The 15,626-nt window shown below is 35.1% G+C and carries 11 protein-coding genes; 1 reads left to right on the plus strand and 10 read right to left on the minus strand.

Annotated features, from left to right (window positions below):
• Positions 1–226: 226 nt before the first annotated feature.
• The 4 genes from glgP to MWH28_RS02660 all read right to left on the minus strand — a co-directional run bounded on the left by glgP (position 227) and on the right by MWH28_RS02660 (position 4,931).
• Positions 227–1,885, minus strand: coding sequence for an alpha-glucan family phosphorylase (gene glgP, locus MWH28_RS02645; RefSeq protein ID WP_248617717.1), 1,659 nt, complete (start codon positions 1,883–1,885; stop codon positions 227–229).
• A 460-nt stretch (positions 1,886–2,345) separates the two neighbouring features.
• Positions 2,346–3,392, minus strand: coding sequence for a DNA polymerase IV (locus MWH28_RS02650; RefSeq protein ID WP_248617718.1), 1,047 nt, complete (start codon positions 3,390–3,392; stop codon positions 2,346–2,348).
• A gap of 167 nt (positions 3,393–3,559) precedes the next feature.
• On the minus strand, positions 3,560–4,279 hold the full coding sequence (locus MWH28_RS02655) for a lysophospholipid acyltransferase family protein (protein WP_248617719.1): 720 nt from the start codon (positions 4,277–4,279) through the stop codon (positions 3,560–3,562).
• 418 nt (positions 4,280–4,697) lie between these two features.
• Complete coding sequence (locus MWH28_RS02660) at positions 4,698–4,931, minus strand: glutathione S-transferase N-terminal domain-containing protein (RefSeq protein WP_248617720.1); 234 nt, start codon at positions 4,929–4,931, stop codon at positions 4,698–4,700.
• A 685-nt stretch (positions 4,932–5,616) separates the two neighbouring features.
• Between MWH28_RS02660 and acs the strand changes: the two genes are divergently transcribed.
• On the plus strand, positions 5,617–7,575 hold the full coding sequence (gene acs / locus MWH28_RS02665) for an acetate--CoA ligase (protein WP_248617721.1): 1,959 nt from the start codon (positions 5,617–5,619) through the stop codon (positions 7,573–7,575).
• Positions 7,576–7,640: 65 nt separating this feature from the next.
• Here acs and MWH28_RS02670 read toward each other — a convergent pair whose 3' ends face one another.
• The 6 genes from MWH28_RS02670 to MWH28_RS02695 form a co-directional block, all read right to left on the minus strand.
• Entirely contained in the window at positions 7,641–8,249 is a 609-nt protein-coding gene (locus MWH28_RS02670; protein ID WP_248617722.1) for a tetratricopeptide repeat protein, read from the minus strand.
• Between the two features lie 122 nt (positions 8,250–8,371).
• Complete coding sequence (locus MWH28_RS02675) at positions 8,372–9,406, minus strand: CsgG/HfaB family protein (RefSeq protein WP_248617723.1); 1,035 nt, start codon at positions 9,404–9,406, stop codon at positions 8,372–8,374.
• Positions 9,407–9,539: 133 nt separating this feature from the next.
• The gene (locus MWH28_RS02680) at positions 9,540–10,739 is read right to left on the minus strand and encodes a PorV/PorQ family protein (protein ID WP_248617724.1); all 1,200 of its coding nucleotides are present in this window, start codon (positions 10,737–10,739) and stop codon (positions 9,540–9,542) included.
• 14 nt (positions 10,740–10,753) lie between these two features.
• Positions 10,754–12,184, minus strand: coding sequence for a hypothetical protein (locus MWH28_RS02685; protein WP_248617725.1), 1,431 nt, complete (start codon positions 12,182–12,184; stop codon positions 10,754–10,756).
• A gap of 208 nt (positions 12,185–12,392) precedes the next feature.
• On the minus strand, positions 12,393–12,926 hold the full coding sequence (locus MWH28_RS02690; RefSeq protein WP_248617726.1) for a hypothetical protein: 534 nt from the start codon (positions 12,924–12,926) through the stop codon (positions 12,393–12,395).
• Positions 12,927–13,165: 239 nt separating this feature from the next.
• A complete protein-coding gene (locus tag MWH28_RS02695) occupies positions 13,166–15,361 on the minus strand; it encodes a SpoIID/LytB domain-containing protein (RefSeq protein WP_248617727.1) in 2,196 nt (731 codons plus the stop codon).
• Positions 15,362–15,626: the final 265 nt, after the last annotated feature.

A 15,626-nucleotide genomic window follows, 5' to 3' on the forward strand; every position in this document is an offset into this window, starting at 1 on the left:
TTCGCTTTAATTTGATACTTAATTGATACTTAGTGTCAGTGTGAGTAGTGTGTGTGAGTAAAAGCAAAACCTTATCCCTTATGGTTTTGACCTCACTCACACTCACACACATAACTGACACATAATTGTAATTAAGCTCTAGTCACTAATCACTAATTACTAATCACCAATTACTAGTTACTAACTGCTATGGAAAAAGCCAGCTTCACAGCTGGCTGATAGCACTTTACTTTGTCTTTTTGTACATTAATTGATAATAATCTTCAACCATTCTTGCTGCAGAAAATTCTTGATAAGTATCTTCATGGCTTGCTTGCATCATCTTGACCCACTTTTCTTGCTTTTCATAATAAGTAGGTAAGACCTCATTAAATAAAACTTGATAGAGATTCTTCAGATCATACTCATCTAACTTCTTAAGCTTCTCGTCGTGATCTCCTGAAAAATCTTCGGCAGTCTTAGGCTCAGTTCCAATCGCCCAACCATTCTTACCATGGCGACAAGCTTCTGGCCACCATCCATCAAGAATACTTAAGTTAAGTACTCCATTCATTGCAGCTTTCATTCCAGAAGTACCACTTGCCTCCTTAGGACGACGTGGATTATTCAACCAAACATCACATCCTCGTGTCAACCATTTACCCGTTTCCATATCATAATCTTCAATGAAGACAACACTTTCAGGATATTTTTTAGACATCTCAACTAGATTGGCTATAATCTCTTTACCCATATCATCTAATGGATGGGCTTTACCAGAGAAGATGATTTGAATCTTACCTTCTTCTAAATATTCCTTAACCCTTGCTTCATTAGTAAAGATTAAATCACTTCTTTTATAAGGAGCAGCACGGCGAGCAAATCCAATTAACAATTTTTCGGGATCTAACTCTACTCCATTCTTCTGCTTTACATATTCTAATAACTCTTTTTTTATCTCTTGATGGGTCTCCCAAACATTTTCCTGATCCCTAAATGCTTTAACTATTCGATCATCAACCCAAGTCGGTCGATGCACCCCGTTAGTAATTCCTAAAATTTCAGGAGCATTATCTACATAATCCCACATCTTGCGTGCTGTCTTCTTATGTAGCTGTGCCACCCCATTTGCATTCCGACCTAATCTTAAACCAGCAACAGTCATATTAAATGGAGCATCTCCTAAAGCTACCATCTGTTCTGTGGTCAAATTCTGATCTGCTCCCATATACCTTAATAATAAGTGAGAATGTCGTTCATTTCCTTGTTCTACTGGAGTATGAGTTGTAAAGACTATATCTTCTCTCGTCTCTTGCCAAGCTTGATCAAAACCAATTCCTTCTTCTTCCATCTTTTCTCTGATCAACTCAACCCCCGCAAAGACAGCATGCCCTTCATTAAAATGATAGACATCTGGTTCGATATCCAACTCTCGTAATGCTCTAACTCCTCCAATACCTAGTACCATCTCCTGAGCAATTCTTTCCTCAGAAAATCCACCATAAAGTTGCCCAGTAATCCATCTATCTGCACCATCATTTTCTGGAAGATCTGTATCTAATAAATATAGATCGGCATGACCAAACTCATCTACTTTCCAAACCTTACAGTAAACATCTCGTTGTCTGATCTTAACTTTAACCTTAACTCCCGTATCCTTCAAGAAATCATAATCATAAATCTTATAGCTATCATAGGGTTGGCCCTCTTCATCAATTTGTTGATAATGATAGCCCTGCTTCCATAAAATACCGATACCAACTAACGGAGCACCATCATCTTTAGCAGCTTTTAAATGATCACCAGCTAAAATTCCCAGTCCTCCTGAATAAATATTAAAACTATTATCTAAACCATATTCCATACAAAAATAAGATACTTGTGGCTTTTCTTTTTGATTAGCCATTAACATCCTCCTCTTAGCTTAAATTCAATTGATAATTGATAATTTAAAATTGATAGTTAAAAGCTTCAAAACCTTTGACTTTATGAACTTGATATTTAACTCTCAATTATCAATTATAAACTGTTAACTGCAATTACAATCAATCTACATCACTTATTATAAACCAAATGAAGTCTATCTATTTAACTTAATTCAATAATTTACAATAAACTCCTCCCTGTTTTAGTCTTATTAGTCAAAATTATAATTTATATCTTATTACTCTATTTTTTTACAGTTAGAAACCATCCCCAACATTTAAAAAGCAGAGCTTCCTAAATAATAAAAAAGTTGCTCCGGCAACTCAGTTTAAGTCTAAGATTGAGTTTAAGTAAAACCAACAAATACAAACTATTAAAAGTTATCCACAACCTCTAAAAAACACAATTCTTTAATGATAAAAAAGTGGCCACAAGACCACTTAATCAAATAGTTTCAGCTGTTTAAAATCACTATGATTTAAGGTTGATAAACTGATTCCAGCTAACCTTATCTTTTTATTTAATTCAATATCTTCTAGCAGTTGCTCAGCCACTTGATAGATTTGCTCTTGTGCTTCAAGATACCTTTCTCCAGTCTTACTGCGAGAAATTTCAGTGAAATCTTCATATTTTATCTTAACAGTAACAGTCCTACCCTTGACCCCTTTTTTAGTTGCTCGTTGTGCGACCTGTTGGCTCAATCGCTTTAAATTCTCTAAGACTGCTGCTTTATCATCTAGATCAAACCTGAAAGTCGTCTCCTTTCCAATTGATTTAGGAGGGCCAGCAGGGGTGACCTCCCGCTCATCTTTTCCCCAAGCTAAATTATATAATTGATAACCTTTTTTACCTAGCTTTCTAATTAAAAAATGCTTATCAGCTTGAGCAATATCTTTAACTTTATGCAAGCCTAATCTCTTTAACTTTTCTTCTGTTTGCGGGCCAACACCCCACAACTGACTAACATCCAACGGAAATAATATCTTCTCAGCTGCAAAAGGTGAAATAACCTTAAATCCATCTGGCTTATCAAAGTCAGATGCTAGCTTAGCCAAAAATTTATTATAACTAACTCCTACCGAAGCAACCAAACCTACCTCTTTTTTAATTCTACGCTTAATCTCTTTGGCCAACTGGAGACTATTTCTATCATTTTGACTCAAATCTAGAAATGCTTCATCCAACGACAACGGTTCAACCAACTCTGTATATTGACAGAAGATCTCTTGAATTTTAGCTGATACTTCCTTATATCGTCCATGGCGTGGTTTAAGATAAACCCCATGTGGACAAAGTTTTCTGGCTTGATGCATCGGCATCGCCGAATGGATTCCATAATTTCTAGCCTGATAAGAAGCAGTACTGACCACCCCTCTTCTACTCAATCCACCAATAATCACTGGCTTACCGACCAATTCAGGATTATCCTTCATTTCAACCGCTGCATAGAAAGCATCCATATCAAGATGAATAATATCTAACTCCATAATCACACCCTCGGGAATACAGTTTACAGTTGATAGTTGATAATTGATAGTTAAAAAACTTTAAATAATTATAAAGCAAATAAATTATCCCTTCATGTTAAAAACAAGCTCTTAGATATTTCTATTGAACTTTTTCTTGATCTTAATTGACAATTGTCAATTGTCAATTATTTTTTCAGGTTTTCCGCAATGACTTCCCTAACCTGTACAGTCAAATCATCCTTTTCTTCTTTTGATAACTCGTCCACATAAATTGGATCAGAGATAATAAGCTCTACCTCTGTTGCTGAAAGCAGACCTTCTTCCCCGTTATTGATTTGATAAGAATTATTAATTGTAACCGGTACAATCGGAACATTCTCTCGTAAAGCTATCTTTAAACTACCCCGCTTAAACTTATTCAATTTAGCAGAACGACTCCGCGTACCCTCAGGGAAAATAACTAATGATTGACCGGTCTCAAAGACTTGGCCCGCATTCTTAAAAGCCCGTAAAGTTTGGCGAAAATCACTTCGTTTAATAAAGATACACTTTATCTTCTTCATCCACAGATTAATTACTGGTAGATACCTCAACTCCCACTTAGCAATAAATGATTTAGGCTGTTTAATATAACCTAATAATAATGGAATATCAAAAGCTCCTTGATGGTTAGCCACAAATAAAACAGGTTGATCAGGTATTTTTTTAACACCTAATACCTTAACTTCACTACCAGTAGTCTCAACTACTTTTTCTCCCCACTGATAAGCAACTTGATTAGCATAAGCTCGAACTTTCTCTTCTGTAGCTGTCAATTCTAAAAAACTCAATTTTATAAATTGAGGTAATCTTAAAAAGATCAAATCTGCTACAAACATTATTACCCATATTAAATCCTTCAACATACTATCACTCCTGGTTAATTTATTAAAGAATTTCTCCTCCGCCTTTATTATATCTAATCCTCCTGCTCTAAACAACCTCAAACCAAAGCTTAACTTCAATTTACAATGTACAAAATTGACAATTGACAATTAAAACCATTGAATCTTATAATCAAAATCAACCAAAGCTTATTGCCCAAGACTTTTCAAAGAACTTAAGCTTTTAAGAACTTGACCTTATCCTTCGGGTTCTTTGAACTCTTCGTGATGAAAAAATCCGCTCTTAGATTTTTTCTATCCATTGTAAATTGTACCTACGGGTCTTTATCAAGACCCTTCGTGAAAATCACAAAAACCGTATCCATTGTCAACTGTACATTATATTGTGGCACAAAATGCCACAATGAAAAAGACTACCCTTGCGGATAGCCTTTATTATTTATGCATATTTTTCCTCTAAATATTCAACTATCTTAGCTGAATCATTGACTACTGTACCATCACTATCCTCTATTACAGGCACTTTAATCTGACCTGATAACTCCTTGATCTTAGTTCTTTTGCTTCTCTCCCTGGGAACTTCTATCTTTTCATAGTCTAAATCCAGTTGAGCAAGTTTTCTTCTTACTTTAGCACAATAAGGACAAGCTTCAAATTGATAAAGCTTAATCATTTTTAATCCTCCTACTGTAATTTTTAACAACTATACTTATTATTATAGACTATTAGCTTATATTTTGCCACAATTATTATTTTATTTATTCTAGATTAATAATCATCCCTCTTCTACTTCAATAAACACTTAAAATCATCCACTATTTAATTAATTATTAATTACTAAGCTTTTTTAGTTGATTTTTAAAATATATTGACAAAATAATCATTTTTCTATAAAATATGTAATACTAAGCTGTTTTTGCCCCATATTTCTTAATTATCAGAAATTTTAGAAAACCTATTGACAAAATAATCATTTTAAGATAAGATATAATCAATAGATAATTCTGATTAACCAGATGTTTCTCAATTATCAGAAATTTTAGAAAACCCATTGACAGAATAATCATTTTCTGGTATTATATGATTGGATAGTGAGCTAAGATACTTTTATTAGTTAGCCGCACAATTCTTTATTTAATTTTAATTTTTAGAAAATTACATATATTAAAAATGTCTGTTATCCTAGCTATCTTAGCTAAATTTACTATATAGATTATTTTTATTGTTTAAATTATTTGAAAATTTTATATTTTGCCATTATGCTTTAAATTCTGATTTGCAATTAAATAATCTTTTCAATAATGTGTATTAATAAGCTTTTTTATAAATATCAAAAAAATTAAAGGAGTGATTAATTTATGTCCAGTAAAGAAGTTATTGATGTCTTGTTAGAGGAAGATCGTACTTTTTCTCCGCCGGAAGAATTTGCGAAAGATGCTAATGCTAATGATCCGAAGATTTATGAAGAAGGCGAGGATTTAGAAGCATTTTGGGCTGAACGAGCAGAGGAAAATATTGATTGGTTTGAAAAGTGGGATGAAGTCCTTGATTGGAGTAATCCTCCTTATGCTGAATGGTTTATCAATGGTAAATTAAATGCTTCTTATAACTGTCTGGATCGTCACTTAAAAAATGGTCGTAAAAATAAAGCAGCTCTTACATGGGAAGGTGAGCTAGGCGAAACTGTTACTTATACTTATCAAACTTTATATAATGAGGTATGTAAGTTTGCTAATGTACTAAAAGGTTTAGGTGTTGAAAAAGGAGATCGTGTTGCTGTTTATCTACCGATGATTCCTGAAGCAGCAGTTGTTATGTTAGCTTGTGCTAGAATTGGTGCTCCTCATACAGTAGTATTTGCTGGTTTCAGTCCTAGTGCCTTAGCAGAAAGAATGAATGATGCAGAAGCTTCTGTTGTAGTTACTTGTGATGGGTATTATCGTCGTGGAAATGTTATCGATCATAAGACTAAGACAGATAAAGGACTAGAAGAAGTTGAAAAGCTTGATGATGTTATCGTTGTACAGCGTGCTGAAAATGATGTTAATATGGAAGAAGGTCGAGATCACTGGTGGCATGAATTAATGGCTGATGCAGATAGAGATTGTGAACCAGAAGTAATGGATGCTGAAGATATGTTATTCTTAATGTACACTTCTGGTACAACTGGAAAGCCTAAAGGAGTTGTTCATACAACAGGTGGTTATTTAACTTATGCTACTACTACTAGTAAATACATCTTCGATTTAAAAGAGGATGACACTTATTGGTGTACTGCTGACGTTGGTTGGATTACAGGTCACTCCTATATTGTTTATGGTATCTTAGCTAACGGTGCTTCTATGGTAATGTATGAAGGTGCTCCTAACTATCCTACTAAGAATCGTTTCTGGGAAATCATAGAGAAGTATCAAGTTAATATCTTGTATACTGCTCCAACAGCAATCCGTTTATTCATGAAGTGGGGTGCAGAGTATCCTGAAAGTCATGACTTAAGTAGCTTGCGTTTGTTAGGATCAGTAGGAGAGCCAATCAACCCACGAGCGTGGATGTGGTACCACGAGCATATCGGTGGTGGAGAGTGTCCAATCGTTGATACATGGTGGCAAACAGAAACAGGAGGTATTATTGTTTCTCCTCTTCCAGGAATTACAGAGCTTAAGCCTGGTAGTGCTACTAACGCATTCCCTAGTCTTGAAGTTGATGTCTTGGATGAAGATGGAAACCCAGCAGACTCTGGTTATCTAGCAATTAAGAGACCATGGCCTGGTATGTTAAGAACTTTATATAATAATCCTGAACGTTTTGAAAACACTTACTGGAGCAAGTGGGATAATACAACTTACTTCGCTGGTGATGGAGCTAAGAAAGATGAAGACGGTTACATCTGGGTTCTAGGTAGAGTCGATGATGTAATGAACGTAAGTGGTCACCGCTTAAGTACTGTTGATATCGAAAGTGCTCTTGTAGATCATGAATCAGTAGCTGAATCTGCTGCTGTAGGTGTTAAGCATGATGTTAAAGGACACGTTCCTTTCGCTTATGTAATCTTAGATGATAAAGCAGAACCATCTGAAGAGTTAAAGCAGGAGTTAAGAAATCATGTTTCAGATATAGTTAGTCCGATTGCTAAGCCGGCTGATTTAGTATTTGCTCCTGACTTACCTAAGACACGTAGTGGAAAGATTATGCGTCGTCTATTAAAGGCAATTGCTAATGGAGAAGATATGGGTAACACTAGTACTCTAGCTAATCCAGAAATTGCTGAAGAGTTACAAGCAAAAGTTGCTAAAGAAGAAGTCGCTGCTACTAAGTAATTAGCAACTGGATATGTTCCACAAGAAAAGTCCCAGCAAATGCTGGGACTTTTTTTATTTAATTTTTAATCTAAAAAGAGACTGGCTGCCCTTCTTCCTCTGGATATATGATAAAGAGCTCTAAAAAAATTACGCTGTTTATGATAGTTGGCCCCTAATAAAAAGTGGGTATACTGATTTTCCTCTAACTCCAAAGAATATTTCAAGTTCTTTTCAGCTTGATCATAATCTTCTAACTCATAATTTACAACAGCTAAATAATTATAACTCCAAATATTTTTAGGATCAAGTTCAACTATCTTTTCAAAGTTATCCTCTGCTTGTTGATAATCTCGACTGATATAATAAGCAAAAGCTAAATAATTAAGTAGTTTAACATTATCAGGTTTGTTGACCAGTTGAGTTTGATAATCCTCAGTCATCTCTTCTATCTTTGTCTCATAATCTTCTATCTCTTCATCTAAATAGTCAAAAATATCATGGGCTTCTTTTATCTTACCTAAGTTAGCATAAGCAACAGCTAACTCATATCTAGCTTCTAAATCATCCTCTTGTTCTAAAATCTTGTTTCTTGCTGTTATTACACCCTGCCATTCAGCTTCGTATTTCGTCCGAGCAATGACTAGACCTTGGCTTAAGATTAAAATAATCAGACAACAAGCTAACTTTTTCATTATCTCCCCCCTGGAAAAGCAGATAATAATTAATAGTTAATAGTGAATAGTTTAAAATCAAAAGCATTAGTTCTTTAAAATGTACATTGTACATTTTACATTTTGTCAATTGTTCATTATCATTAGATCTCATATTTCTCATAAATCAATCGGGCCAACTCATCTACCGCTTCAATCAAGACATCATCTAACAGCTCTTCATTAGAAGGAAGAACTATCGTTTCTCCTTCATAATAAGAATCTTCATATCGGTCTCGTTTGGCAATTGTTCTACTCATTTCCACTGCTCCTGTAGAGACATCTAGTAATCTAAAATTAACCCGAGTATAGGCCTCTTTAATTACAGTATATTTATCCTTTTCCTCTCCAGTATAAATTTCTACTTCTTGACTACTCTCATCTTGGCTAACACTCCCACTAATTACATCACCTGTTATTAAAAGATCTACTCCTAATATATCACCTATCTCTTGAGCAGTAGAAGAATCAACCAACCCTGACTGACTTAAATGTTGCTCTTCCAAAATGGCATTAATCTGCTCTCGTTCAATTACTTCAATAAATTTAGGATCTTTTTCTAATAACTGAGATATAAATAAGCTAGTTGCCCTCCTTCCTAAGTTATAACGATAGCTAGTATCAGAAAAATCAAGAATGGCCACCCTTTTTAACTTTATCTCTTTTAGATTTTGATAAGCTTCTTCTTCCTTTAAAGCCAATTCTTTATAATTTGAATCATACTGAGCAACATCTCTAAATGCTCTATACGCCACTTCCCACTCCTCTTGTTCTAAATAATCTACCCCTAGTTGATAATTCTCCTCTTGATACTTCAATTGGGCTCTACTTAATAATTGCTTAACCTCTGAAGTATCATCAATCGCTTTAGCTTCTTCTAAGTTAACTATAGCTAATTCATACTCTCCTTCTTCTAAATACTTCTCCCCCTCTTCTAAATGAGTTTGATATCTAGCTTCTCGGCGACTGTTAACTCTACGATAAATACCCCAAATTCCTAATCCAACCAAAGTTACGACCCCTGCTCTTTTTTCTAAACTAGAATCACTGGAACTGGCCACTCCATAATCAACCCTTAAAAATGTAACAGTTACTACAATTAATAAAATCAACGCAATCTTTCTTAGATTACTATGCAACAAAATCATCACCTTTCTTGATAACTTATGATTAGTTACTAATCACTAATTACTAAATTCTAGATTTTCCTATAAAAACCTTTTTCTAATTAAGCGGTAAAATAAAAAAGCAGGGGTTGGCCCCTGCCCTTTCTTAAAACTCTATCCTTGCTGTCAATCCACCTTCTATACCCTTAGATTCATTAAATAAACCCATCAAATCAGAGACTCCTAGATCTGCTTTCAACGGGCCAAGGTGTAAACCAAAACCTGCTGCCCATTGAAAATCATTCTGTAATGTAGAATAATTAATTCCCGTTCGCAATGGTAAAAAACTTAACTTTGTTAACTCTGTAGCCGCAGAAAATTTATGATCATCATATCCCGACTCATGATAACGAGTATAAGCATAATCAACCAACAGATCAATATTTGGAGTATAATCCATCTTACCTCCTAATCTTAAAGTAGAAGGTAGTTGCCAAACAAGTTCTTCATCTTTGTATATCTTATCTTGTTCTTCCCATTCTTCATCATCAGTATATTCATACTTAGCTTTTGTATAACCATCAACTACTAACGAACCGATATTCATCGTACTAAAACCAATTGTATAGCGATCATTTAATATAGCGTATCCACCAATATCAATTGCTGATCCTGTAGCCAAGTTCTCGTCTGGATCATTATAGTTAACTATAAATTGACCATCACCAGCAAACTCCCGATCTTCAGTTAGCTTACTACTTCCTTGGCCTTCAAACTGATAAATCATTCCTTCCAATCGATGATAAGTAAATCCAACATATAAATCATCTATCCCCCAATCATCAACTAAATCCTGTGGTGCTTGTAAAGAAAGATTTAATCCTACATCTCCATAAACTCCACCTACTCCAGAGCTGCCATCAAACTCGTACTCTCGATCGATCTCATTTCCTTGTAGCAATAATTCTGCAATATCAGAATTCAGTCTCAATAGACCATCATGTTTGATATCCCCAACAAGACCAACCGGGCCAACGATCAAATTCCCCCCACTACGTACATCAGTCCCAAACAATAAACCATCATCCTCTATATTCTCTAATAAATCTTCTTTATCCGCATTATCAATATAATCATTCATTAATAGGTTATTCCATAACGAAGCTGTCGCTCCTAACTCTAGGCTAAAGAAATTATCTCTGACATTGACAGCCCCAGGATTACTCGATAAAGCATCTGACCCAGTAACTGTTGTAAACTGATTACCAAGACCAATTGTTTTAGCCGAAGAGGCAGCAACAGTTGTAGATAACAGAAAGATTAAAAACAAACTGAAAACTAAAATTTTCCTATAATTAATTACCATCTTTATCACCTACCTTATTGATTTATCTCCACTTCTAAAACAGCATAGGAGTTTAAATTAATATCCTGTCCAGACTCAAACACTTCATTACTAACCCTTAATTTAACTCCTAAGTAAGCTGGTTCCCCTCTAAACTTATCTCGAATATCCTGCTTAAGAATAAATTCATCAAACTTAATCTCATTTGCTGGAATAGTAAGTAACTCCCCTACTAAATTTTGCTTCTCATATAAAGTATCCTCTTTCTCATTACCAACATAAAGCTCTACAATAATATCAGCCGGAAAAGTACTGTCAGCCTCAAATATCAGACGACCTTCTTTTAAATTTTCCTCTATCTTATCAAGTTTATCATCCGTCATCTCAAACTCATTTCTTTCCTTAAATACCAGATAATCATCCTCAGCATCTAAATCTATATCAGGTAATTTAACAGTAATTGAGCCATACATACCTAGCTCTAATTGTAACTTTTCAGTAAAATCAAAGGTAACATCTCCAATATCTTTTATCTCACCATTCAATGTTAAATCATCATTTAAATCTACATTTGAAATTTTATAATAGCCTTCATCGGCACCACTTTCTTCTTTGGTTAACTCTGTCTCATCAATCGTAAGCCTATCAATTATAAACTCTAGATTGCTTCCTTCAGGAAATTTAGGATCAATCCTTAAATATAATCCTTCTTCTCCAACCTCTGCTTCTTCACCAATATCAAGATTAGTAGTAAAATTAACCTCTTCAGCTATCCCTTCATTATATCCTTCTAACTTATCCACTTCAAACTTCGATGAACTAATTTCAATCTTAAAATTAGCCTCACCAGAAGTTTGATTACTTTCTAATATAATTTCTAAGTCATTACTCAATTTTTGAGCAGCCAATGTAATATATTTTGTTCTATTCTCTGTAATATCAGTAAAATTAACTTCACCTGAAATCTCTCCACTACTATTATCCTTTAACTTAACAGTAAAATCATCAATTTTTTCCTTATCAATCTCAGTTAAAGCTACCTCCAATCGATTATACTCCCCTGCCTTATCAGATAGAGTAATACTATCAAATTCTTCAATACTCACTTCCCCACTAAACCCACCAAAATCTTCACCATCAACCTGATCTGATACTATAATCTCTGTTGGCCCAATATCAATTAATTCATCCAGTTCAAACTTGTCCAATTCCACTTCCAACTCAGTTATTATTTCATTCTCAGATTCACCTTTCAAAATAAATCGTTCTTCTTCACTATCGTATTTAAGAGATTGAAAGCTATCCATATTAACTAAATCATTTATCAACCAATTATCTTCTATTGCCGGTATCTGAATCCCTACATCCCAAGACGGGCCAAAAGTACCGCGCGGGTTCTCTGCACAACCGACCACAACAAAAACAGGTATCAGTAACATTACTACTAAACCCATTACTCTCTTCATCTCTAGTCCCTCCTCTAATTTTTATTATCGTAAATTAGCGAAATTTGTTAAGCACCTTATATCAATTGATAGTGTATAATTGATAGTTGATAGTTAAATTCATTAAAATCGAGAATTTCAAACATATTCAAGTATATAGGATTTTTTTAAGCTTTTGAACTTTAAATTTTTTAACTGTACACTGTCAACTGTAAACCGTAAACTGCCCTTAATGCAAAGTCCCTTCCCGATGTACGACATCATAAGCAAAGAGTGCATAGCCAACCTCTGCTACCTTAAACCCTTCCTGCTTAGCCATCTGACGAATAATCTCAATCATCCGCAGATAATCATCAGGTTTAAACCGCTCCTTCTCCCGCTCAAAATAACCAAGCTTATACAAAGTAGCCCACACCCTAGTATCAACGACAGCATGCTGGGTATCATCCAAACTGGTCAAAATTGCCGAAGCAGTCGGAGTTCCAATCCCTTGTAGACTGACCAATAAAGCCAGTTGACAGAATTCATCTTCAAGCTGATAGGCAGCCTCGGTCACCTTCTCCACTCGCTTTGCTGGATTCTTCTTGACATGATAGGAACTGCGAGTAGAGTTAAGATGGGCCAACTGATATAACTCTTCTATAGTTAGATATCCTTTCTGGTGATATTTTTCACCAATCCGCCCTAACTTCTGCGGATACAACCCAGAAGTCTCAGGGTAAATTTCTAAGTACTTCTTTATATTTATTGTATTAATAATCATCACTCCCTGTCAAAAAATTACTCATATATTTATTATAACTCGCTCTAGTTATTTTGTCCATCAGAATTAAGGTTAAGTTACACTTAATTGATAAATAGCTTAAGTTTAAGGCTGAGGTTGAGTTTAAGTCAACCACTAGAAACATAAGGGCTTAGCTCTTACTTAAACTTAGACTCAAACTTAAACTAAATTGTAATTGAACATAAAAAAAGAGACCCAATCTCTTGGGCCCCTAATGCTTAATTCCAATCTTCAATTTCAATACCTGTATAGAAATGCTTTAATATCTCTTGATAACTATAGCCTTGACTGACCATTCCTCCCGTAGCAGTCTGATCCATTCCTACACTATGACCCCAACCACTACCCTGGAATTTATAACCAACTAGCTCACCATTCTCATACTGTGGCTGAATCCAGAAGCGATTACTTCGCAGTTCACCGAATCTAGATCGTAAATCATTTTTAAATTCCCGTTCTTCCTCAGCTCCAATTACTAACATTGCTTCTACACTACCTGCTTGACCACGCTTAGTAGGTCTAATCTCTTGAATATCTTCAATCCCCAATCTTGCTTCCAAGTAATCTAAAGATAACTTCCGTTGCCAACGATAATTACTCATCGTCCAACTTTCAGTCAATAAATCTGAATAAGAGTCAGGTCGTTCCCGTAGCCACTCCCTTAACTCCAAAGGAGACTTTGAGAACTCCTGTTCGTTGATTTCAGTTCCAATCTCAGTTGATACACCACGCAAATAAGGGATCACTCCCCCCCAGACATCTTCACTATTCTCAGTATGACCACCTGAATTGGAACTATAGACAGCATTAATCGGTTGATCATCATAAGTGGCTACCTCACCGCTCGTCTCTATTACAGCCTGATTAGAACGAGGGTGCTCTCTGCCAATTCCATTATAAGCTGCACACTGTACAGTATCACATAAGTCATACCCTTTATCTGCAAAGCGACCTAAATTGAACAAAGTATAACTTCTAGCTGCCACTGCCTGAACCTTTAAGGCCTCTAGTTCCCAGGAAGCTGACATCTCTGAAGGTACTACTGCCAATAAATATTCCTCTAGGCCAACTAAATTAACCGCTGTAATTCCATCCTCTCGTGGTAAAAACTCCATTGTACCCCGATATTGACGATCTTCAATTCCACCCCAGTAATACCCTTCTCCATAGATCACATTATGCAATAAGACTGGCTTCTCTTCTGTAAGCTTCAACTCAATTGCTTCACTAAATTGAATCTCTTCTTCTGGCAGTTCTAAATAGTAATTACCATCAACAAAACTAACCTTATATAACTCACCTTTTTCTCCTGCAGCAATTTGAGTTCCTGCTTCTTCAACAACAAAATCACTACCTGCCCTAAAATAGATCTCTTCTTGATCATCCATAATCCCAACTCTAATCTCTTCTCCTGGATCTTCTAATGGTTCAATCTCTTTAAACTCGACTTCTTCTGGAATCTCTCGGTCTTGTTCTTCTGGTAATAGCCGTTCCTCTTCTTCAAAATAATCTGGATAATCTACTTCTAAATCAGTCAACTTAGCCTTAACTAATTTATCAGCTCGATCTTCACTTTCAGCCTGCTGTAAATAATCTACTGCTTGTTCAATCTGACCTAACTCAAGATGTGCTAAACCAATCTGTCGCTTAACCCCTTTTAAGCTTCCATCAATCCGCAAGGCTTGATTATAACGCTCAATTGCGGCTTGATAATCTCCTTGAGCAGATTTAACCTCTCCTAATTGAAAAGAAGCTTGGGCAAAGGTATCATCAACTTTTATTGCTTCTAACAAATGCTGCTCAGCCTTTTCATATTGCTTCTGGCTAGTAGCTAACAAAGCCAAATAATAATTGGCATCTCTTCTTAGATAATTAGCTCCAATATCTGAAGTCAAAACTAAACTTAGTTCCTCTTTAGCCTGCTGATACTCTCCTAACTGATAATAAGCAACCCCCAAATCCAATCTCCACTGAGCTACTTCATCTTGCTCTAATAACTGCTGATACTGCTCAACAGCAAGTTGGTAGTTACCAAGTTCTTCAGAAATAGCAGCCAAATTCAGTCGTGCCTCTTTATTTTCTTGATTAGTAAGTATTTCTTGATACTGTTCAATACTTGCTTGATAGTCTCCTTGATAATATAAATTTTTAGCTTCTTCTAGTAAAGGTTGTAATTGAGAATCATCTTCTATTTCTTCATCGCTTTCTTCTTCAGTTTCTCCTGTTCTTCCTTCAACCTTTTCTTCTGTTTCTTCTTTCTGTGTCTCATCAACTTCTTCTGATTTTGTATCATCAATTACTTGCTCTTGGCCCTGATTGTTGATATAAGCTATAACTCCTGAACTGATAAATGAAAAAATAAGCACTATCATAATTAAAAGTCTGATTTTCTTTTGTTTGAGTAGTTCTTGCATAAGTTATCACAACCTTCATTTATAATTAGTAATTTGTAATTGGTGACTTGTAATTAGTTTCCAATCACCAGTTACTAATTACTAGTTACCACTTGTAATTATAACGTAGTTTAAGCTGTAAAACAATTTTTAAATCTTGGAAACAAAAAATGACCACAGGTCATTTTAGGCTAAGTTTGAGGTTAAGGTTAAGCCAACCATTAAAAAAATAAGGATTTAGACCTTACTTAACCTTGGACTTAAACTTAAACTAGATGATAAAAAA

It is taken from the genome of Natroniella sulfidigena (assembly GCF_023223645.1).
Lineage (GTDB): Bacteria > Bacillota > Halanaerobiia > Halobacteroidales > Halobacteroidaceae > Natroniella > Natroniella sulfidigena.